This is a genomic window from uncultured Shimia sp. (genome assembly GCF_913054185.1).
Taxonomy (GTDB): domain Bacteria; phylum Pseudomonadota; class Alphaproteobacteria; order Rhodobacterales; family Rhodobacteraceae; genus Shimia.
The window spans coordinates 1-21,086 of record NZ_CAJXIV010000074.1 but is presented as its reverse complement, the minus strand read 5'-3'; the positions used below and the strand labels follow the sequence as shown (position 1 = coordinate 21,086).

Annotated in this window: 23 protein-coding genes; 11 read left to right on the top strand and 12 right to left on the bottom strand. The window is 56.8% G+C overall.

The window, feature by feature from the left end; all coding sequences use genetic code 11:
* The 4 genes from QZ517_RS14530 to QZ517_RS14515 form a co-directional block, all read right to left on the bottom strand.
* The coding region (locus QZ517_RS14530) for an acyl-CoA dehydrogenase family protein (protein ID WP_294228098.1) at nt 1-824 on the bottom strand (824 nt) is incomplete at its 3' end.
* 156 nt (nt 825-980) lie between these two features.
* A complete protein-coding gene (locus QZ517_RS14525; protein WP_294228096.1) occupies nt 981-2,315 on the bottom strand; it encodes an MATE family efflux transporter in 1,335 nt (444 codons plus the stop codon).
* Entirely contained in the window at nt 2,308-2,817 is a 510-nt protein-coding gene (locus QZ517_RS14520; RefSeq protein ID WP_294228093.1) for a PaaI family thioesterase, read from the bottom strand. Before QZ517_RS14520 ends, QZ517_RS14525 begins: the two co-directional genes overlap by 8 nt.
* Before the next feature lie 2 nt (nt 2,818-2,819).
* Entirely contained in the window at nt 2,820-3,242 is a 423-nt protein-coding gene (locus QZ517_RS14515; RefSeq protein ID WP_294228092.1) for a PaaI family thioesterase, read from the bottom strand.
* Nucleotides 3,243-3,358: 116 nt separating this feature from the next.
* On the opposite strand from QZ517_RS14515, the gene QZ517_RS14510 reads away from it, so the two are divergent.
* The 8 genes from QZ517_RS14510 (at nt 3,359) to QZ517_RS14475 (ending at nt 11,062) form a co-directional block, all read left to right on the top strand.
* The gene (locus tag QZ517_RS14510; protein ID WP_294228090.1) at nt 3,359-3,763 is read left to right on the top strand and encodes a MerR family DNA-binding transcriptional regulator; all 405 of its coding nucleotides are present in this window, start codon (nt 3,359-3,361) and stop codon (nt 3,761-3,763) included.
* Between the two features lie 206 nt (nt 3,764-3,969).
* Entirely contained in the window at nt 3,970-4,371 is a 402-nt protein-coding gene (locus QZ517_RS14505) for a MerR family DNA-binding transcriptional regulator (protein ID WP_283427207.1), read from the top strand.
* A 48-nt stretch (nt 4,372-4,419) separates the two neighbouring features.
* A complete protein-coding gene (locus QZ517_RS14500; protein ID WP_294228087.1) occupies nt 4,420-6,195 on the top strand; it encodes an acyl-CoA dehydrogenase C-terminal domain-containing protein in 1,776 nt (591 codons plus the stop codon).
* A gap of 61 nt (nt 6,196-6,256) precedes the next feature.
* The gene (locus QZ517_RS14495; RefSeq protein WP_294228085.1) at nt 6,257-6,469 is read left to right on the top strand and encodes a hypothetical protein; all 213 of its coding nucleotides are present in this window, start codon (nt 6,257-6,259) and stop codon (nt 6,467-6,469) included.
* 37 nt (nt 6,470-6,506) lie between these two features.
* Nucleotides 6,507-7,145 carry a glutathione S-transferase family protein gene (locus QZ517_RS14490; RefSeq protein ID WP_294228083.1) on the top strand — a complete coding sequence of 213 codons (639 nt, stop codon included), beginning with the start codon at nt 6,507-6,509 and terminating at the stop codon, nt 7,143-7,145.
* A gap of 25 nt (nt 7,146-7,170) precedes the next feature.
* Nucleotides 7,171-8,382: an acetyl-CoA C-acetyltransferase gene (locus tag QZ517_RS14485; RefSeq protein WP_294228081.1), complete on the top strand. Its 1,212-nt coding sequence runs from the start codon at nt 7,171-7,173 to the stop codon at nt 8,380-8,382.
* Nucleotides 8,382-8,867, top strand: coding sequence for a cupin domain-containing protein (locus tag QZ517_RS14480; protein ID WP_294228079.1), 486 nt, complete (start codon nt 8,382-8,384; stop codon nt 8,865-8,867). Before QZ517_RS14485 ends, QZ517_RS14480 begins: the two co-directional genes overlap by 1 nt.
* Nucleotides 8,864-11,062 carry a 3-hydroxyacyl-CoA dehydrogenase NAD-binding domain-containing protein gene (locus QZ517_RS14475; protein WP_294228078.1) on the top strand — a complete coding sequence of 733 codons (2,199 nt, stop codon included), beginning with the start codon at nt 8,864-8,866 and terminating at the stop codon, nt 11,060-11,062. The genes QZ517_RS14480 and QZ517_RS14475 overlap by 4 nt, the downstream gene beginning before the upstream one ends.
* A 36-nt stretch (nt 11,063-11,098) precedes the next feature.
* Here QZ517_RS14475 and QZ517_RS14470 read toward each other — a convergent pair whose 3' ends face one another.
* Nucleotides 11,099-11,350: a hypothetical protein gene (locus QZ517_RS14470; protein WP_294228076.1), complete on the bottom strand. Its 252-nt coding sequence runs from the start codon at nt 11,348-11,350 to the stop codon at nt 11,099-11,101.
* 106 nt (nt 11,351-11,456) lie between these two features.
* A complete protein-coding gene (locus QZ517_RS14465) occupies nt 11,457-12,125 on the bottom strand; it encodes a Hint domain-containing protein (RefSeq protein WP_294228074.1) in 669 nt (222 codons plus the stop codon).
* A gap of 363 nt (nt 12,126-12,488) precedes the next feature.
* On the opposite strand from QZ517_RS14465, the gene QZ517_RS14460 reads away from it, so the two are divergent.
* From QZ517_RS14460 to QZ517_RS14450, 3 genes are all read left to right on the top strand, one after another.
* Entirely contained in the window at nt 12,489-14,117 is a 1,629-nt protein-coding gene (locus tag QZ517_RS14460) for an AMP-binding protein (RefSeq protein ID WP_294228072.1), read from the top strand.
* 185 nt (nt 14,118-14,302) lie between these two features.
* Nucleotides 14,303-15,013 carry a DUF484 family protein gene (locus QZ517_RS14455; RefSeq protein ID WP_294228071.1) on the top strand — a complete coding sequence of 237 codons (711 nt, stop codon included), beginning with the start codon at nt 14,303-14,305 and terminating at the stop codon, nt 15,011-15,013.
* Nucleotides 15,010-15,924, top strand: a complete 915-nt coding sequence (locus QZ517_RS14450; RefSeq protein WP_294228069.1) for a tyrosine recombinase XerC — start codon at nt 15,010-15,012, stop codon at nt 15,922-15,924. The genes QZ517_RS14455 and QZ517_RS14450 overlap by 4 nt, the downstream gene beginning before the upstream one ends.
* A 129-nt stretch (nt 15,925-16,053) precedes the next feature.
* Here the strand turns inward: QZ517_RS14450 and QZ517_RS14445 are convergent, their stop codons facing one another.
* From QZ517_RS14445 to QZ517_RS14420, 6 genes are all read right to left on the bottom strand, one after another.
* Nucleotides 16,054-16,641, bottom strand: a complete 588-nt coding sequence (locus QZ517_RS14445) for a hypothetical protein (protein ID WP_294228067.1) — start codon at nt 16,639-16,641, stop codon at nt 16,054-16,056.
* Between the two features lie 70 nt (nt 16,642-16,711).
* Entirely contained in the window at nt 16,712-17,659 is a 948-nt protein-coding gene (locus QZ517_RS14440) for an NAD(P)-dependent oxidoreductase (RefSeq protein WP_294228065.1), read from the bottom strand.
* An 84-nt stretch (nt 17,660-17,743) separates the two neighbouring features.
* Nucleotides 17,744-18,487, bottom strand: a complete 744-nt coding sequence (locus QZ517_RS14435; RefSeq protein ID WP_294228063.1) for an Asp/Glu racemase — start codon at nt 18,485-18,487, stop codon at nt 17,744-17,746.
* A gap of 5 nt (nt 18,488-18,492) precedes the next feature.
* On the bottom strand, nt 18,493-19,650 hold the full coding sequence (locus QZ517_RS14430) for a Xaa-Pro peptidase family protein (RefSeq protein ID WP_294228062.1): 1,158 nt from the start codon (nt 19,648-19,650) through the stop codon (nt 18,493-18,495).
* Complete coding sequence (locus tag QZ517_RS14425) at nt 19,643-20,695, bottom strand: pyridoxal-phosphate dependent enzyme (RefSeq protein ID WP_294228061.1); 1,053 nt, start codon at nt 20,693-20,695, stop codon at nt 19,643-19,645. Before QZ517_RS14425 ends, QZ517_RS14430 begins: the two co-directional genes overlap by 8 nt.
* Nucleotides 20,692-21,086 (bottom strand): acyl-CoA thioesterase (locus QZ517_RS14420; RefSeq protein WP_294228059.1); only part of this gene is annotated, 395 nt, incomplete at its 5' end. The genes QZ517_RS14420 and QZ517_RS14425, both read right to left, overlap by 4 nt.

Sequence of the window (21,086 nt, the reverse complement as noted above, 5' to 3'; positions counted from 1 at the left end):
TGCTTGCGCTCCACCATATACGGCATGACCTCATCAAGGCAGGCGGCGATGATGCCTGTGCCGATTCCGGCGAGCACCACTCGTTCGTAGTCCAAGCCTGACATCAGCACGGCAACGCCTTTGCCTTCTTCACCTAGGATGTTCTCAAACGGCACTTCTACATCTTCGAAGATGAGCTCAGCAGTGTTCGAGCCACGCATACCCAGCTTGTCAAAGTGAGGGCTTGTGGAGAAGCCTTTCATTTCTTTCTCGATCAGGAACGCGGTGATGCCACGTGGGCCAGCATCCGGATCGGTTTTGGCATAGACCACCAGCGTGTCGGCGTCGGGACCGTTGGTGATCCAGTATTTGTTGCCATTCAGCACAAAACGGTCGTTACGCTTCTCGGCCCGCAGCTTCATGGACACAACGTCGGACCCCGCGGAGGGCTCAGACATTGCCAATGCGCCGACGTGGTCGCCGGAAAGAAGGCGCGGCAAATATTTCGCGCGCTGTTCATCGGTGCCATTTAGCTTAATCTGGTTCACGCAAAGATTTGAATGCGCACCGTAGGACAGCGCGACGGAGGCAGACGCCCGCGTGATTTCTTCCACCGCAATCACATGCGCCAGGTAAGACATACCTGCCCCGCCAAACTCTTCCGGAACAGTGACGCCCAGCAAACCCAAGTCACCAAACTCTTTCCAGAGCTCATTGGGAAACTCGTTTTTCAGATCGATGTCCGCTGCCATTGGCTTGATGCGCTCTTGCGCAAAGCGATGCACCATCTCGCGCAGTGCGTTGACGTCTTCACCCAGATCAAAATTCATCGTGTGCATGAACATGGGGCATCCCCTCCGGTTATTGAACAGTTGTTCAATAACTAGACCGAGTCGCTTTCTGGATCAAGAAATTTTCGCCAACCGAGGTTGAAGTCGCAAAAAGGGGCGGCGCAAAATCGCGCCGCCCCTCTTAGTTTCCCCAACATAACGCCTTTCAACTTAGCCAGAGGCGCGCATTTCCAAAGCTGGATAACGCATGGCTAAAGAAATGCCGCGCGCGACAAAGCTGATCATCAAAGCCAGCCAAAGGCCATGACTGCCCCACATCGGCACAAAAATCGCCACCGCTGCAAAGTAAATTACGGTGGAAATAAACATCATGTTTCGCATTTCCTTGGTCTGGGTAGCTCCAATAAACACCCCATCCAACATAAAAGGCGCCACGCCGAGCAAAGGAGACAAAACAATCCACGGCAGGTATTCTCGCGCCAACAACCGCAAAGTCTCAGATGTTGTCATAAGGTCGATTATCCAACCACCTGCGATCCAGTAAGTCACCGCAATCAAAAGTGATCCCAACACAGCCCAGAGCGACGCCAAATAAGTCGCGCGTCGTAGACCTGTTCGATCCTTGCCGCCAAACGCCTGACCGGCGAGCGTTTCAACGGCAAAGGCAAACCCGTCTAACGCATGAGCCGTGACGTAGAGGAACTGAAGCAACACCTGGTTGGCAGCCAAAGTGTCATCCCCAAAATCCGCCCCAAAAAACAGGAAAGACATAAAAATTGCCTGCAGCATCAGTGAGCGCAGGAGAATGTCACCGTTGACGGCCGCCATTTCGCGCAACGCAACTGGGTCCAGTACACGCGACTTATCCTTCCAAGCCGGATTGCCAAACACATCGCGGCAAAGCCAAACGGCAAGACCGCACCCTGTTACCTCCGCAATCACCGTGGCAATGGCCACCCCTTGCACGCCCCACTCCAGCCCCAAAACAAACCAAAGATCCAGCAGGATATTGACGCTGTTCATCCACAGCTGAATGACTAAAACGGCTTTTGTGCGTTCCTGTGCAATCAACCACCCCGTTAGACCAAATAGAGCAATCGCCGCCGGTGCAGACCAAATGCGGATTTGGAGATATTGCTGGGCCAGGGTCTCAACTTCGGGAGAAGCCGGGGATAGCCAGAAAGCGGCGCGAAAAAACCAAACTTGGCCGACAACGAGCAGAAGCCCCGCAGCAACACCAATCATCACCGCACGCGTGAGCATGGCCGCGACTTCGCCTTGCCGCCCCTCACCTTTGGCCCGCGCGGTTAGGCCCGTGGTGCCCATCCGCAGGAAACCAAAAATCCAATAGAGGCCAGCGAGAACAACCGCACCGATGCCAACAGCGCCGATAGGAGCGGCTTCGCCCAACTGCCCAACAACACCCGTATCAACAGCACCTAGAATGGGAACTGTGGCGTTGGACAGTACAATCGGAAGGGCAGTGTGCAGAATCCGCCGATGCGAGATCTCCCCCACACCGGTCGCCGTGGGTGCGTCACTCATCTTTGGATGGCATCAAGAAATGACCTGTGGCCTGCGCAAACAAAACTTCACGTTGATCTTGCCAAGCCTCGACATGCACGGAAGCATAACGACGACCCGACCGGTTCACGCGGGCACGCGCATAAGCATCGCGCGGCAAACCAGATCGAAGATAATCGACGGTGAAATCGATGGTTTTGGGCAGACGTGGCAAATGGCCTTCCGTAAGGCTCTCCAGAGAAATGCGACCGCTTTCGATATCGTCCCACAAGCCTGACCAGGCCAAGCCAATAACAGCGGTGGTCTCAAGGAAACCAGCTGTCACCCCCCCGTGAATGGCAGGTAAAAGCGGGTTGCCAATCAGCTTGTCATCAAACGGCAAGATTGCGGTGAGCTCGTCACCACGTCGTTCAAACTCAATTCCTAAAAAATTGATGTACGGCACGCCATGCACGAGAGCCGACATTGCTGCGTCGCGACGTTGTTTAACAACTTGAACGGGTTCAGGACGGGTACGCGCCATACTCATTTCCCCTGCACAGTGAAGGCGCCTGTTGCGGTGGCAACAGGACGGCTGTCATCGTCGTCATAGGCGGTTGCGCGTACAAAGGCCACTGACCGCGTGATATGGTAACACTCTGCTTTGGTGCGTACATTTTGCCCGGGCATTGCTGCGCGCATGTAGTCAATTCTCAGATCAATTGTCGCGGTGCCGGACGGAGATGATGGATGGCACATGGCGGCCGCACCACAGCAGGTATCCATCAGGGCAGACACAGCGCCGCCGTGCAGCACGCCCGTTTCTGGATCACCTACAATACGTTTGTCGTACGGCAACTCCATTTCCGCCTGCCCGGCGCCGATGCCGGTCAGCCGCATATTCAGCGCCTTGCAATGGGGAATCGCATTGATGAAATGCTCCGCCATTTTTGCCTTATCCGGTTCCATGACCTGCCTCCAACTGGATTTTGCCCTTTATGAGCGGCATTTGTCGCTGGCTTCAAGGGGGCGGTTGCTCTTGCTGCAGATGCAAACTAAGTTTCGCTCGCAAGGAGGCCCCGCAAATGTCTGATACTCGCCTGACTTTTAAGGAAATGTGCGCCCGTTTCGACGTCACGCCTAGAACGCTGCGTTACTATGAGTATATCGAACTGCTGCAGCCGGAGCGTGAAGGGCGCAGCCGCTACTTTGGCCCACGCGAAATCGCACGAATGACTCTGATCATGCGCGGTCGACGCTTTGGCATTAAGTTGGAAGACATCCGCCAGTGGCTCATGATTTATGAAAACGATGGCACCTCAGCACAGATGCAAGCTTTTGTAGAAATGGCTGACCGCCAGATGGCAGAGCTTGAAGAACAGCGTGAACAACTGGATGAAGCGATGCGCGAGCTCAAGGAACTGCGAGACGAAACGGCAGGTTTCCTCACAAAGCCTCCTAAGCTGCAACCAACGGCAGTATCACGCTGACCATCAATCGAGGCGCCCATTGGGCGCCTTTTCCTTTGCCGACCCGCACCAACCAGATGCGCGGGATGTCGCTTAAGCTGAAAAAACTGATCCCACGTCACTTCAAATTGTGACGTGACGTCTTACTTACGTTAACGTCAAGCTGTATAGTATCCCAGTTCCCGAAGCCCATTTTGTTCCCAACTTCCGTAAGAAAGGACGCAACGATGAGCGAAGAAACGATGACCATTCGCGAGATGTGTGACGTCTACGACGTGACCCCTCGCACCCTGCGTTTTTACGAGTCCAAGGAACTTTTGTTCCCCGTTCGCGAGGGCCAAAAGCGTTTGTTTACCAAACGTGACCGCGCCCGTTTGAAACTGATCCTACGTGGCAAGCGTTTTGGGTTTTCTCTCGAGGAAATCCGCCAGCTGCTCGACCTCTATGACATGGGCGATCAACAGGCGACGCAGATGCAACGCACCTATGAGGTGGCCAAGCACCGCCTCAAGGACATGGAAGAGCAACGCGACGAGCTGAACGAAGCGATCGATGATCTGCGAGAACAGCTCAAATGGGGTGAACAGTTCCTCACCGATCTCACAACGCAAAAAGACGCTGCTCAGTAAGCGACTAACACCAATTTCCGCCTCGGATCATCCAAAGGGAAAAGCTATATGCCGACTTATACCGCGCCCGTGAAAGACCTGCAGTTTGTACTGCACGATGTATTGAACATCTCCGCCTCCGACATCCCCGGCTATGACGAGTTGGATGCTGACTTCACCAACGCCGTTCTGGAGGAGGCCGGTAAGCTTACAGGTGAAGTTCTGGCACCATTGAACGTTGTGGGCGACCAAGAAGGCTGTCGTTTGGAAAACGGTGTAGTGTATACGCCAACCGGCTTTAAGGCTGCGTTTGAGCAAGTGAAAGAAGGCGGTTGGCCGGGTCTAGACATGCCAGAAGAATACGGCGGTCAGAACATGCCACAGGTGCTTGGAACGGCAGTAGGTGAAATGTTCTCCTCCTCCAACCAAGCCTTTACGATGTATCAGGGCCTGACCCATGGTGCCGCAGCCGCGATCCTCGCGCACGGCACCGATGAGCAAAAAAACAAGTGGCTGCCAAACATGGTCTCTTGTGAGTGGACCGGCACCATGAACCTGACCGAGCCTCACTGTGGCACGGATCTGGGCCTAATGCGTACCAAAGCGGAGCCGCAGGACAACGGCAGCTACAAAATCACGGGTCAAAAGATCTTTATCTCCGCCGGTGATCACGACATGGCGGACAACATTGTGCACCTCGTGCTGGCAAAGGTTCCCGGTGGACCGGACGGCATCAAAGGCGTGTCGCTGTTCATAGTTCCAAAGTTCCTTGTGGATGACGAAGGTAGCATTGGCGCGCGCAATGGCGTTTCAGTGGGCAGCATCGAAGAAAAGATGGGCATTCACGGCAACTCCACTTGCGTGCTGAACTACGATGACGCTGAAGGCTACCTGTTGGGGGATCTGAACAAAGGCATGCGTGCCATGTTCACCATGATGAACGAGGCCCGTTTGGGCGTTGGCATGCAGGGTCTGTCGGCCGCTGAAGTGGCTTATCAAAACGCTGTCGATTATGCGAAAGACCGCCTGCAGGGTCGTGCCGTAACTGGAGTTGAAAACCCCGAAGGGCCCGCCGATCCATTGATCGTTCACCCGGACATTCGCCGCTCCCTGATGGATCAAAAATCCTTTGTGGAAGCGGGTCGCGCGTTCATTCTGTGGGGCGCCAAATTGCTCGATGCGTCCCACCGCAAAGGTGACAAAGACGCCGACGGTCTGGTCTCTCTGATGACGCCAGTCATCAAAGGTTTCCTGACCGATGAAGGCTACGACATGACTGTCAAAGCCCAGCAGGTCTACGGTGGGCACGGCTACATCGAAGAGCACGGCATGAGCCAGTTCACCCGCGATGCGCGGATTGCGATGATCTACGAAGGCGCCAATGGCGTCCAGGCGCTGGACCTGGTGGGTCGTAAACTGGCGGCGGACGGTGGCAAGCACGTGATGGCGTTCTTTGAACTGGTGAAAACCTTCTGCAAAGAAAATGGTGAAGACGAAGCACTGAAAGACTTTGTTGGCCCTCTGAAAGCGGCTTCCAAGGATTTGCAAGCCGCAGGCATGTACTTCATGCAAGCTGGCATGAAAAATCCAAACGATGCGCTGTCCGGCTCAAATGACTTCATGCATCTCTTCGGCCACGTCTGCCTCGGCCTGATGTGGGCTCAGATGGCAAAAGCCGCCAACGTTGCTCTGGAAGCTGGCGCGGAAGACAAGGACTTCTACGAAACCAAGTTGACCACCGGACGTTATTACATGGCACGCCGTTTGCCAGCGACAGGCATGCACCTTGCGCGCATCCAGTCCGGTGGCGACACCGTTATGGCATTGGCCGCAGACCAGTTCTGATCCGGTTGGGCGGGGACTTCCCCGCCCTGCCCTTATTCATTGGCATGACTGTGGAGGACAGATGCCCAAACGCTTCAAACTGACCCGCCGTTTTCCTGTTGCGATGACTGAGGATGGCTATCGCAAGCTGCGCAGCTTTTCTTCTGAGGCAGGCCTGGACGAAGGTGAAGCGCTGTCGTTTCTGTTTGAGAACTTCGACGCTGTGACCGATGACGAACAGCTGGCGCATCGCTTGCGCCAGTTCAACGCGACTTTGGATGCCCGAAAACGGTGATCCTGCGCGCGACCCGATTTGCCAAGAGGAGGACGGCATGACAATCAAACTATACTGCTTTGGGGAAAGCGGTCATTCTTACAAGGCAGCCTTGGCTCTGGAGCTGTCCGGCCTCGACTGGGAGCCAGTAAAGGTAGATTTTTTTGCTGGCGAAACTCGATCTGACGCGTACCGGCAAAACGTCAACGAGATGGGTGAAGCGCCAGTGCTTGTCGATGGTGAATTTAACCTGACACAGTCCTCCGTGATCCAAGATTACGTGTCTGAAAAATCCGGTAAATTTGGCGGCAAAGATGCAGCCGAACGCCGTGAAATTCTGCGCTGGCAGTTTTGGGACAATCACAAGCTCAGCGCGATTGCTGGCATGACGCGGTTTTTGCTGCATTTCCTGCCACCGGAGAAACAGCCCAAAGAAGTGATTGCCTTCCATCAGGCCCGCCTCAAAGCTGCTTATGATGTGCTGAACAAACATCTGGAGGGGCGCGAATGGATTGCGGGTGACAACCTGACCAACGCCGATCTGACTTGCTGCGGCTACCTGTATTATCCAGAACCCTTTGGGTTTGACCGCACTGACTGGCCAAACATTGACCGTTGGCTGACCAATATTTCGCAAACGCCGGGGTGGAAGCACCCCTACGACCTGATGCCCGGCTCCCCTGCGGACCGTGCCTGATCTCGCCTGATAATAGGAGACCACAATGACCGAAGCCTATATCTACGACGCCGTGCGCACACCGCGTGGCAAAGGCCGCAAAGACGGCAGCTTACACGAGGTGACCTCTGTCGCGCTGTCCGCAACCGTGCTCAACAGCCTGAAAGAGCGCAACAATCTCGAAGGCCATGCCGTTGAGGATGTGATCTGGGGCAACGTGACCCAAGTCAAAGAGCAAGGCGGCTGCCTCGCGCGGACGGCGGTTCTGGCCTCCGATCTGGACGAAATGATCCCAGGCCTTGCCATCAACCGCTTCTGCGCCTCCGGCATGGAAGCTGTGAACCTTGCGGCCAATCAAATCAAAGGCGGCGCAGGCGATGCCTACATCGCAGGTGGTGTGGAAATGATGGGCCGCGTGCCAATGGGCTCTGACGGGGCTGCGATTGCAGTGGACCCGTCTGTCGCCATGGACATGTATTTTGTGCCACAAGGTATTTCGGCAGACATCATCGCAACCGAATATGGCTTCACCCGCGATCAGGCTGATCAGTTGGCAGTTGAATCCCAACGCCGCGCCGCAGTGGCGTGGGACGAAGGCCGATTTGATAAGTCCATCGTTGCCGTGAAAGACATCAACGGTCTAACCATTTTGGACAAAGACGAATACATGCGCCCGGGCACGGACATGCAGTCACTCGGTGGCTTGAAAGCGGCCTTTAAGGAACAAGGCGAAGTGATGCCGGGTTTCGACAAGCTGGCCATCATGAAATATCCGCACCTTGAGAAAATCAATCACATCCACCACGCGGGGAACTCCTCCGGCATCGTCGATGGCTCCGCCGGTGTGCTGATCGGCAACAAAGAGTTTGGTGAGAAATACGGCATCAAGCCCCGCGCCAAAATCCGTCAGACCTGCAAAATTGGCCTGGATCCAACCATCATGTTGACTGGCCCTGTTCCAGCAACCCAGAAGATCCTGAAAGACGCGGGCATGGCGATCTCCGACATCGACCTGTTCGAAGTCAACGAAGCCTTTGCCTCCGTTGTGATGCGTTTCCAACAGGTGTTTGATGTCGATTCCAACGTGATCAATGTCAACGGCGGCTCCATCGCAATGGGTCACCCGCTGGGCGCAACCGGCGCGATCATCATCGGCACCTTGCTGGACGAACTGGAGCGTCAGGACAAAGAAACTGGTCTGGCAACACTCTGCATCGCGTCTGGCATGGGTGCCGCCACCATCATCGAGCGCGTCTGATGCCCAAACTGGACCTTTCACAGATCGCGTCTTTCTCGCGATGCTCTTATCCGGGCAAACTGGCGGATGGCTTTGAAGGCCGTTCTGTACAGCCACTTGGAGACGCAAGCGGGATCACACAATACGGCGTCAACATCGTTCAGATTGCGCCGGGTGCGCAATCTTCGCTGCGGCACTACCACATGCTTCAGGACGAGTTTTTGATGATGACCGATGGTGAGCTGGTCCTAATTGACAATGACGGCGAACATGTGATGCGCCCCGGCGATTGTGCTGCTTTTCCAGCAGGCGATGCCAATGGACATCATTTGATCAACAAATCTGACGTGCCTGCTGCCTTTTTGGTGGTTGGCACGCGCACCCCGACTGAAACCGCTTTTTACAGCGATATCGACATGAAGGTGAAAGTGGATGCCGATGGCTACGACTTCACCCGAAAAGATGGCAGCCCGCTGACGGCTGACCAGATCGGAGACGAGACATGACTGATTTTACAATGAAAGTCGGCGACAACGGTGTCGCCATCATCACATGGGACGTGGTTGGCAAGTCCATGAACGTGCTGAGCCGTGAAGCTTTTGGTGACTTGGAAGCCTGCATCGATGAAGTTCTGGGCAACGACGACATTAAAGGCGCCGTGATCACCTCCGGCAAAGACACATTTGCAGGGGGCATGGACCTGAACGTGCTCGGCTCCATCCGTGCGGATGCTGGCGACGAGCCTGCCCAAGCGCTGTTTGACTTCACCATGATGGGCCACACATTCTTGCGCAAAATCGAGCGTGCGGGGATGGACCCGAAGACCAACAAAGGCGGCAAACCAATTGCCTCCGCCCTGCCTGGCACCGCGCTTGGCATTGGTCTGGAACTGCCACTGGCGACACACCGCATCTTTGCTGCCGACAATCCGAAGGCCAAGATCGGCCTGCCGGAAATCATGGTTGGTATTTTTCCGGGCATGGGGGGCACCACACGTTTCATCCGCATGATGGGTGCCATGGCGGCCTCCCCTTTCCTGCTGCAAGGCAAGATGGTGGACCCGAAGAAAGCCAAATCGGCCGGTATCATCCACGAAGTGGTGGACGATCCGGTAGCTGCGGCAACCGAATGGGTATTGTCGGCAACTGACAAAGACATCCTGAAACCATGGGATGCCAAAGGCTACAAAATGCCCGGTGGTGAACCTTATCACCCAGCCGGCTTCATGACCTATGCCGGCGCATCTGCCATGGTCAATGGCAACACGTGGGGCGTCTATCCAGCGGCCAAAGCACTGCTGTCCGCCGCCTATGAAGGTGCGCAGGTGCCGTTTGACACGGCCCTGAAGATCGAGGCGCGTTGGTTTGTGAACGTGCTGATGAACCCATCATCCTCCGCGATGATCCAGTCTCTGTTCATCAACAAAGAAGCGCTGGAAAAAGGCGCAAACCGTCCAGACGTGCCAGATCAGTCCGTCAAGAAAGTTGGCGTTCTTGGCGCAGGTATGATGGGCGCAGGCATTGCGCTGGTCTCTGCGCAAGCGGGCATGGATGTTGTGCTGATCGACACCAATCAAGACGCAGCTGATCGCGGAAAATCCTACACCGAGACCTATCTCGATAAGGGCATCAAACGCGGAAAGGTCACGGCGGAGAAGAAAGAGGCCATGCTAGGCCGCATCAACGCCACCACCGATCTGAACACCCTGTCGGATGTGGACCTGATCATCGAAGCGGTTTTTGAAGATGTGGGTGTGAAGGCTGAGATGACAAAAAAGGTCGAGGCGATCATTCCTGAGGATGCGATTTTCGCCTCCAACACCTCGACCCTGCCAATCACCGGGTTGGCCGAAGCCTCTGTACGCAAAGATCAATTCATCGGCATCCACTTCTTCTCTCCAGTTGAGAAGATGTCGCTGGTGGAGATCATCAAAGGTAAAGAAACCGGTGACCGTGCCGTTGCAAAAGCGCTCGACTATGTGCGTCAGATCCGCAAAACGCCAATTGTGGTGAACGACGAACGCTTCTTCTACGCCAATCGTTGCATCATTCCTTACATCAACGAAGGTGTGATGATGGCAGGTGAAGGTGTGGGACGTCCACTGCTGGACCACGCAGCACAACTTCTGGGCTTTCCTGTGGGACCAATCCAACTGGTGGATGAAACCTCACTTGATCTCGGTGCAAAAATTGCCAAAGCCACCAAAGCTGCCATGGGCGATGCCTATCCAGCGTCTGTCGCGGATGACGTGACTTTCTGGATGGTCGAAGAAGGCCGTTTGGGTCGCAAGGCAAAAGCTGGGTTTTTTGACTATGACGAAAAAGGCAAGCGCGGCGATTATTGGGACGGCTTCAACGCGAAGTTCCCACTATTGGAAGAACAGCCAGATTTGATCGAAGTGCAGCATCGCCTGATTTTCAGCCAAGTTCTGGAGGCTGTGCGTGCGCTGGAAGCTGATGTGCTGGAAGACATCCGCGAAGGCGATGTGGGCGCGATCCTTGGCTGGGGCTTTATGCCTTGGTCCGGTGGCCCGTTCAGCTGGCTCGACATTGTTGGGGCCGCTTGGGCAGCCGAGCGCTGTGACCAGTTGGCCGCGAAGTTTGGTGATCGGTTTGCCTGCCCACCACTGCTGCGCGAGATGGCAGACAAAGGCGAATCTTTCTATGGTCGCTTTGGGCCGCAGGCCAAATCCGCCGCCTAAGCACAAAAACGGGGGCTTCGGCCCCCGTTTTCTTTCTCAACGTTCAAATTTGGTTATCTTGAGACAGTGGGTGATCTGCGCGTCCTGAATGACTTTTTCAGTCGACAATGCCCCATTCCCCCAGTCTTGCGAAAAAAGTGTGAGGGGATTGCTGCGGGGAAGGTCATCTCGCATAGCCTCCAGAGAGGCGATCAACATCTCGATATCCTCCAGGCCAAGAAACAGATGAACAGTCTGCGCCTCTTCCTGGATGGCTTCCGAATTTCGAACTTCGACTGAAAATGTCACGATTTTTCCTAAAGGCTCCCAGCAACCAACAGCCTACAGCCATCGGGGTCAAGTCTCGTTAGACGTCTGGATTACACCCTCGGATCGTTTTTCCTTTGGGTGAAGCCTAGGCTGCGGCCAATATCATCTCTGGCTTCACCGTCACATTCCGAACTGCCCCAGTCTCCAACATCGTCATGGCCGTTTGAACAGGCACCATGTTGTAATTTGCCGCTGGGCCAAACCGTGGCCGCACACCGGCACGCATGCCCCAGATGGACTGTGAGAACAACAAGGCCCCACCATTGACAAAAATCATCTGATCTTCTGCAAACACAGGTAAGACTGCGACAAGCGGTCTTGACGGTTCCACACGGTAGGAACCGTCAATCACACCCAGCGCTGCGCCCGGGATGACAGAATAGGGATCACCCCATTTGTCCCGCACCTTCGGACTTTCAACCAAAACACCTTGATGAGGCTGTACCAAAAGGGCGTGACGGTTTTCCAACGCACCAGCTGGCACAAACACCGGCCACAAGTTGCGCGGCGCGATATGTGCGCTAGTAAATATCGGCTCTGAAACCAGGGCCGTCACACGCCGAAACCCTGCGTCGAAGGTCAGCACCTCGTCTCCAACATGAAGGCTGTCCACCGTCGCCCACCCGCCTGGTGTCACCACGCGGGTGCCCGACACAAAGCCGCATCCTGCAGTGGTAATCACAGGCCGCAGATTGGATTGGCGGCGCTTGGCCGCCAAAGCCACCCGGGCTTTGTCGCGAATTGTTCCCACCATGTGTTCTACCGAAAACTCGGCCCCATCAAAACAGTCTTACGGACCATGCGCCCCGTGTCCCGAAGTACACGCCATAGGATCGATTATTTTGCGCCGCCCTCTAGAATTCGTAAACAATTTCAGAGGGGTGTTGGGCATTTATTTCAAGTGGAAGAAGACACAAGGTGATTGAAATTTGAGACATCTTCCACTTGGTGGACAACATGCAAAACCTCGCAATAATCCTATGCCCCACGCGAACAAGCACCGTTCATACGCATCATTGTTTCAAGTGAGCCCCTCAATTGTGAGTATTATTACCAGCTTTCTTTTTTGGCGAAGTTCCGCGAGGCTGCGCGCAATGCACTTTGGGAGGATTCACCGATGGGTTGGATGGCTGATGAAACTGGTTTGGAAAAATGTGAGGCAAATTTTGTGCCTTTGTCTCCTCTGTCAGGGCTAAAACGGGCTGCAACAATCTTCCCAAACCGATTGGCTTTGGTCGACGGAGAGGTCCGCCGCACCTACAAGGAATACCATGCGCGGTGCAGTCAACTGGCCAGCGCCCTGACCGGATTGGGCGTGAAACCTGGGGATGTTGTTGCCTCGTTGCTGCCCAACACGCCCGCCGCATGCGAGGCGCACTTTGGCGTGCCCGCTTGTGGTGCGGTGCTCAATGCGATCAATATTCGCCTTGATGTGGCAACAGTCACTTACATTTTTGAGCACGGAGAAGCCAAGGTTGTGCTGGTAGACAGTGCATTTGTTGAATTGGTGGAGGCGGCTTGTGCCGCGATGAGCACGCCTGCGCCAAGGCTGATTGAAGTAGCCGCCCCCGAGGCGGGCCACCCGGCGTCTGGACGGCATCAGACCTACGAAGACTTTCTAACCCAAGGTGACCCCGCATTTGATTGGGTCATGCCACAGGACGAATGGGAGAGCATTGCCCTCAACTACACCTCCGGCACCACAGGCCAGCCAAAAGGCGTGGTCTATCACCACCGTGGCGCTTACCTGAACGCAATGGGACAAGTGCTGAGTTGGCGCATGACCTTACACCCGGTCTATCTCACCATTGTGCCGCTGTTTCACTGCAACGGTTGGTGCCACACTTGGATGTTGCCCATGGTGGGCGGCACCATTGTCTGTTGCCGCGACATCACCGCTCCAGCGATCTTCGATGCCATTGCTGACGAGGGTGTAACTCACTTTGGCGGGGCACCTATCGTCTTGAATATGCTGGTGAATGCGCCAGAGGAGCAGCGCCGGGAGATTGATCACGTCGTAGAGGTCTTCACCGCTGGTGCGCCCCCTGCTCCGGCAACATTGGCCAAAATTGAGCCAATGGGTTTTCACATCACGCAGGTCTATGGGCTGACGGAGGTCTATGGTCCAGCAACAGAATGTTTGTGGGATGACATGCGTTGGCATGATCTGGAAGGTCATGACCGCGCAGCGATCAAAGCGCGTCAGGGTGTGGCCATGCCATTTATGGAAGACATCACCGTGATGGATGACCAGATGGCGCAGATCCCGATGGATGGTGCGGCCGATGGCGAGATCATGATCCGAGGCAACGCGGTGATGAAAGGATATTTGAAGAATCCCGAGGCCACCAAAGAAGCGTTTGAAGGGGGGTACTTTCATTCTGGCGACATCGCCGTGCAGCATCCAGACAGGTACGTGCAGATCACCGATCGCGCCAAAGACATCATTATCTCCGGCGGCGAGAACATCAGCTCGGTCGAAGTGGAAGGTGTGTTGATGCATCACCCTGCTGTCAATTTGGCCGCCGTGGTGGCCAAACCGGATGAGAAATGGGGCGAAATTCCCTGTGCCTTTGTTGAGCTTTTGGATGGCGCCAGCGCAGATGAGAAAGAGGTGATTTCCTTTGCTCGAGAACATCTTGCGGGATTTAAGGCACCCAAAAAGGTGGTGTTTGGAGAGCTCCCCAAAACCTCGACTGGAAAGATTCAGAAGTTTGCCCTGCGTGAGCAAGCGAAAGGCCTGTGACGCAACACGAGGCTGAGGATGGGGACACCGCCCCTGCCTCCCTGGGACGGGTCTCTCCTAAGAAATTGGGGCAAACTGGCTCCCTTGGCAAAAGCCCGCACGCGTGGCGCTGCAGTGCAAAAAAGTTGCGGCAATTGTTGAAACGCTCTGATAAGGTTGGCGCAACGACCAAAAATGGCGACGACATGAGCAGCACCCCAAAGATTGAAGATGGCATGCGCGAGAAAATCATCTCGCAACCCGATGTAATTCTGGAAGACCGCGATCTGATGCGCGCGTTGATTGCCGCCAATGAGAAAACCATGGGTGGCAACATTGTCGATCTCCGTGGCATCGCCATGGAACGGCTGGAATCTCGGCTGGATCGCCTGGAAGACACACATCGCAGTGTGATTGCGGCGGCCTATGACAATCTGGCGGGCACCAATCAGGTGCATCGGGCCATTCTGCGCATGCTTGACCCGGTGGAATTTGAAGGCTTTCTGCACGATCTAGGCGGTGAAGTGGCCGATATTTTACGCGTCGATGCGGTGCGTTTGGTGCTGGAAACCGAGGCGGAAACCGATGGCGACGTAAATATCGCGCGGCTGGGAGATGTTTTGTCGACGGCGAATCCTGGGTTTGTGGAAGATTATCTGACCGGTGGACGCAATATACCACAGCGGCAGGTGACGTTGCGCCAAATACAAGGTGGGGGTTCGGTGGTCTATGGTGACGACGCAGATTGGATCCGCTCTGAAGCCTGTTTGAAATTGGATTTTGGCAGCGGTCGGTTGCCCGGCCTGCTGGTGATGGGCGCAGAAGATCCGCATCAGTTCACGCCACAGCAAGGCACTGATCTGTTGACGTTTTTTGCAGGTGTATTTGAGCGTGCAATGCGCCGCTGGCTGGCGTGATAAGCGCTGCGGCCAGCGACGCGGTTGCGCGGTTTCTAGCCCATAAAGCGGCGTTGCAAGGGATCTCTGAGAACACCGTTGCAGCTTATCAGACTGACCTCTTAGAATTTCTGACCTTCATGACAATACACCAAGGCGGGCCGCAAGGGCTGGCGCCTTTGATGGACCTCGGTGTGAGCGACATGCGCAGCTGGATGGCAAGTGCGCGATCGGGTGGCATTGCGCCACGTTCCTTGGCGCGTAAGCTCTCGTCCGTAAAGAGTTTTTACCGCTGGCTGGCAGAGAAGGAAGGCTGTGACCCGACCGCTGTATTGGCCACACGCGCGCCGAAGTTTCAGGCCAAACTGCCGCGTCCGTTGAGCGAGGATGCGGCCAAAGATGTGATTGAAACCGTGGAATTCCAGTCCCAAGAAGACTGGGTGGGCGCGCGTGATATTGCAGTGATTACAGTGCTTTATGGCTGTGGATTGCGGATTTCTGAGGCGCTGGGGTTGACCGGTGCGGATGTGCCTTTGCCCAATACTCTGCGCATTGTGGGCAAGGGTGGCAAGGAGCGTGTGGTGCCGGTGATCGATGCGGCACGGGATGCGGTCTCGCGTTACATTCGCCTTTGTCCTCATACCCTTAGCGAAGAGATGCCTTTGTTTCGCGGAGTGCGAGGCGGGCCGCTTAATCCGCGTCAGGTGCAGAAGGTGATGCAGCAAACGCGGCAGCAACTGGGCCTACCTGCGACTGCCACACCGCACGCAATGCGGCACAGCTTTGCCACACATTTGTTGAGCGCTGGTGGGGACTTACGGGCGATCCAAGAGCTGCTTGGCCATGCATCGCTCTCGACCACGCAAGCCTATACACAGGTCGATGCGGCGCGGTTGATGGAAGTCTATAACAAGACGCACCCGAAGGCGTGAGTTAACCTCTCTATTTTGGCCCCGAATTCACGTCGGTATTCTGTCGGTATCACGACTGTTTTGCGGAGGCGCGTTTTGTTGCGTGCAAAGGTTAAGGCTGCGGGCGTTGCGTGACACCCTCAGGCCTCATTAGCGCATGGATGGCCGCTTGTAGGTGTGATGCCGCAACATGCGCCCGGCATTTGCATCCCGCCGGCGCCGATCCGGGACGCGCAGTTCAAGCCATGTCGCCTGCGGGTCAACCGTCAACCCTCCCAGCAGATGCCCTTCGGCCTGAATGGCAGCCACAAACCGCAGATGGTCGTGCGCCAACACCGCGTTGAGCCGCGCATCGGCACGTTTCTTTGGCGCAGCGATTTCCACAACATCTCCCGGACAGTAGAGCCGCAGGGTTGTGGTCTGATGTGCCGGAATTGGCAGGGTGGTGCTTTGCGGCAGCGAAATGGTCAACGCCATGGTGGCATGCCCGCCCTGCATCAAGCCCCCACCGGGGTGCGCCGTGTACATCAGGAGCAACATCAGGTCGCCAAAGATCATGTCTTGCGCACCTGGGTTGTGGACGTCCGCCCAAAGCGCGGGACCGCCGGCGCCGCTTTTCTTTTGCCACAGCTTTAAGATTTCGACCTGCGGCACCTCTTTGGACAACGCAGACGCCTGCTTGCCCGCGCCAGTTGGGGCAAACAAGCTGCTGAGAAACTGCCACAGGTCTATGAGCATATGGTCTGGTCCCGCTGTCGTTTCCTTTCAAAGAGCATGACGGGGAGCAGCGGGCAACATAAACAGAGCGTTATCGCCCTGTGGGGATGACCTCGTAACCGGGTTCCTCCGGTTCATCATCGACCATCTCCGGCGGGAAGCCGGGGGCGAGGACGGACAGGCCAGTGGCCTCCTCCAAGCGTTTGATGATGTTGGGGCTAAGTTCACGTTCACCGAAGCGAGCGATGGCGTCGTCAAACATCAAGATCATAAGCGGGTTGAGTTCCAGCGGCACCCCTGCCCTGTCGGCGACTTCTTGAAACAGGCCGATGTCCTTCTTGACCAAGTCCATGGTGAAAGAGATGTCGCGGGAGCCGTTCAAGATGACCTGACTTTCGGTTTCATGGCTAAAAGAATTGCCGGAGCTGATGCGGATCGCCTCATAAGCGGTGTTAAGGTCCATGCCCGCCGCTTTGCATGTGGTGAGGGCTTCGGCGGAGGCCACAAGATGGGCCGTGGCGAGGTAGTTGGTCACCACCTTCAGCACAGATGCAGAGCCAAGCGGGCCGGTGTGCAAGATGCGGCGGCCCATGGTGGTTAGAAGTGGCAGGATGCGCTCAAAGGTTTCGCGGTCGCAGCCTGCGAAGATCGCAATGTTTCCGGTGTCGGCACGATGGCAGCCACCGGAGACAGGGCAATCCACCGCAGTGCCGCCGCGTTCGATGACCAATGCACCGAGGCGTTTGGCCTCAGTTTCGTCCGTGGTGGACATCTCCATCCAGATTTTGCCCTTTGTGACCTCGGGCAGCATCTCTTGCATGACCGCATCGGAGGCGGCGGGGGATGGCAGGCAAGTGATGACCGCATCACAGAGGCGCATCATTTCGGCCGGGCCAGAGACGGGTTTTGCCCCTGCGGCAGTTTTTTCCGCCACCAGATCGGGGTTAAGGTCATGCACATAGAGGTTTTTGCCGTTTCGCAGCAGGCTGCCAGAAAGTTTACTGCCGACGTTGCCCAATCCGATGAAACCAATATTCATGAGGCCTTACTCCCTGTTGTTACGTTCAGACTGCGCAGCATCAATCGGAGCGGCAGGTCTGATACCGACAGGGAGGGGACGTTTTTAGCTTTTGAGCAAACGGCCCGGAGCGTTGGTGGCCAGTTTGGCGCCGGAGAGCTGGGCCATATGCCAGGCAAGCGCGAGGTTGCTGCCAAACACTGGCTTGTCGAGGTCTGCTTCCAAGCCGTCGATAACATCCAGCGTTTGCAGGTTGGTGCAGCTCAGGAAGACCGCGTCAACGTCTTGATGCCCCACCTGCAGGGCGGCAGCTTTCACGGAGGCGGCATCGATGCGGGCGACGTTTTCCTCACCTGCCTCGCCAAAAGACACTAAATGCGGCACGGCGATGCCGGCGGCTTCAAAGGCGTGCTTCACCGGCAAGGAGACGCTTTCGACATAGGGCGTGACCATGCCAAGGCGGGTGATGCCCAGCGCCTTGCAGGCGGCGATGGAAGCCGTGAGCGGATCGGTTACAGCGGGCGTTTGCACGCTTTGTTTGACGAGCGCCGCGACTTTCGCCGCACCGATCATGGTGGTGCCGGAGGTGCAGCCATAGCCCACCACGTCGAAACTGGCGGCTGGTGGGAAAAGAGATGCGCTGGCAGGCAGGGTTTTGGACATTTCCAGCAGCGTGTCTTGCGTGACTTCTGGATCAGAGGGCACGCGGCTGGTGTAAATCGAAAGATCGCGGGACGGGAACAGACGGCGGAAGTCCTGTTCCAGGGTTTCGTCAAACTTGAGCACAATCAGACCCAGGGTGGTCAAACCAGACGCAGGGGTGCCTAGGGTGAAGGGGGCTGTCTCCATGGATGTTACCTCAGAATGGGTAGGGATGCGGCGGCGCGGCTAGAAAGCAGTTCGGGGCCGTTTTCACGCAGGGCGATGTTTTCTTCGTGCACCTGGAACAGGCCGGGGGCGATTTCGACGCCCGGCTCCAGCGTGAGCACCATGCCCGCGCGCAGATCGGTTTGGTCGTGTGGCGTGAAGCTGGGCCATTCCGTGAGCGTGATGCCCAGACCATGGCCGAGGCGACCGCCGCCGGGTGTTGCGCCTTGGCTTGTTAGGCTGGCGACAAACATGGCGTGCACATCACTGGCTTTGTGACCGGGGCGCAGGGTGGCGAGCACATGGTCGGTGGCCGAATAAAGTTGGTCATAGGCGCGTTTGGCGGCGTCATCGGCATGGGTGATGGCAAAGTTGCGGTCAAAGTCACAGAAGTAGCCGTCCAGCACAGCGCCGGTGTCGAGCATGAGGATGTCTCCTGCCATGAGACGTTGGTCGGTGGCTGGAGAGATCACGTCACCGTAACCGCCCTGTCCTGCGCCGCCTGCAGTGTAGCTGACCCAATCGGCGCCTTCCTCGAGCAGGAAACGCTGGAAATCGCGGAAGACCTCGGCGTGGGTGCGACCTTCGGCGGCGAACTCGTGGATGCGCGCGAAGGTACGGTCTGCCACGGCGCAGGCGTTGCGGATCTTTGTGATCTCGGCTTCGGACTTGATTTCTCGGGTGCGCTGGACGGTGTTGGTGGCGTCCACAAAGATGCGTGGAGCGAGAGTTTGCGTGAGCTGCAAGTAGTCTGCCAAAGGCATGCGCAGGTGGGTTTCGAGGCCCATGGGCAGGCCGATGGTGCCGGTTTCTGGCACGGTGTCGGCGAGAGTTTCTGCGAGCAAACTTAAGCCGTCATCCCCCGGCATGGGCGCGTCCCAAGTACGGATGTTGGTGATCCACGTTTTTCCCATGAGGTCCGCGCCGATGGACGGGATCACGGCGATTGGCTCGCCTGAGGCTGGCACAATGACAAACCACGGGCGGGCGGGGCTTTCCCAAAAGCGTGTGAGAAATCCGGTGGTGTAGAAGATGTCGGCCTGCGAGGTCAGCAAGAGAGCGGACTCGCCTGCCTGCGCCATGGCGGCTTGCAGATGGGTTATCCGCGCGCGGAACTCTGCGGGAGGAAACCCGCGCTTAGGCATCTTCTGGACCCTCAGAGACAAAGCACAGCACGCGGGCCTCGGCGGGCAGATCAGGACGCTTTAAGAGCGCGGCCGCAACGCCTGCCACACCGGAAGGTGTGCTGGCGATGTTGTGGGATTTGAGCGTTTCGACTGTGTCATACGCCTCTTGCTCTGAGATGGTCACAAAACTGTCCGCATCCATGGCAAGACCGTTGAGCGCCACCATGGAGGCGGTTTTGCAGTCCAGACGACCCATGTCGGACACCGGGCCCGTGGTGTCGACCAATTGACTGGCGCGGACGGACTCGATTAGAGCGGGGGCGGCTTCGGGTTCCACCACGGTAATGTGCGGTGTATTCCCCCACGTGGCGCGGGCGAAGGCGGCGACAGCGGCGGCGAGGCCTCCAACACCGGCTTGCAGAAAGATATGAGTGGGGGCTTGAGGTATCTGTGCAGCAGCCTCTGAAGCCATTTGCAAATAGCCCTCCATGACGCGGTAGCCGCTGTCCTCGTAGCCGGGCCATGTGCTGTCGGAGAGCAGTGTCCAGCCGTTGTCTTGCGCGGCTTTTTGTGCGGCAACCATGCTGGCCTCGTAGTCGTCACCGGCCCAAGCCACTGTGGCGCCTTGCGCTTCCAGTCGTTTGCCAAAGGCTTGCGGTACTGTGTGAGACAGGTAGATCGCGGCTTTGGCGCCAAAGATGCGGGCACCAGCGGCGACGGACATGCCGTGGTTGCCTGCGGAAGCGGTGACATAGGTGCGGCCCGTCAAGGCGGTGGCCCAGTCGGTTGGGTCCGTGCGGGCCGCATCATAAGCGATGGCGTAGGCGGCACCCAGGGCTTTGAAAGAGCCAAGCCCCATGCGGGCGCGTTCGTCTTTGATGTGCAAGCTGTGCACGCCCAGCGTGGTGGCGAGATCGGCCATGTCGCGCAGCGGTGTTTCGGCGTGGGCCGGGCACAGCGCAAGCAGTTTGGCGACGGCGGTGGCATCACGGCTTGGGAGGGTTTCGGATTGGCGCGTCGGCAGGCCGGTACCGCGATGGGGATTTTGCAGGGTTTCAGTCATGGCTCGGATTGGCTTTCAAGTAAGGTTTTTAGGCGAGAGACCGCCCCTGCCCGCATACGGCCGTCGCGCTGTTCAAACAACGCGCGGGCCTCAGTCCCTTCAAACGCCAGGTCGTCACCAACATAACCGCGATGGATCAACCGGTAGGATTTGGCGGACCACTCGGTGATCTCCATGCGGATGGTGAGCGCATCACCATCGGTCAGTGGGCGGTGGTATTTGGCGTTGGTTTCCATCAGGCCCAACCCCACGGCACCGAGCTCTTTGCAGACAGCGGCGTGGCCACCAAACTGCTGCAAAAAGCGCTGAAACGTGCCGTCCATCCAGCGGTAGATGTTGGGGTAGTAAACAATGCCCGCCGGATCACAGTCGCCAAAGACAACGTTGTGGT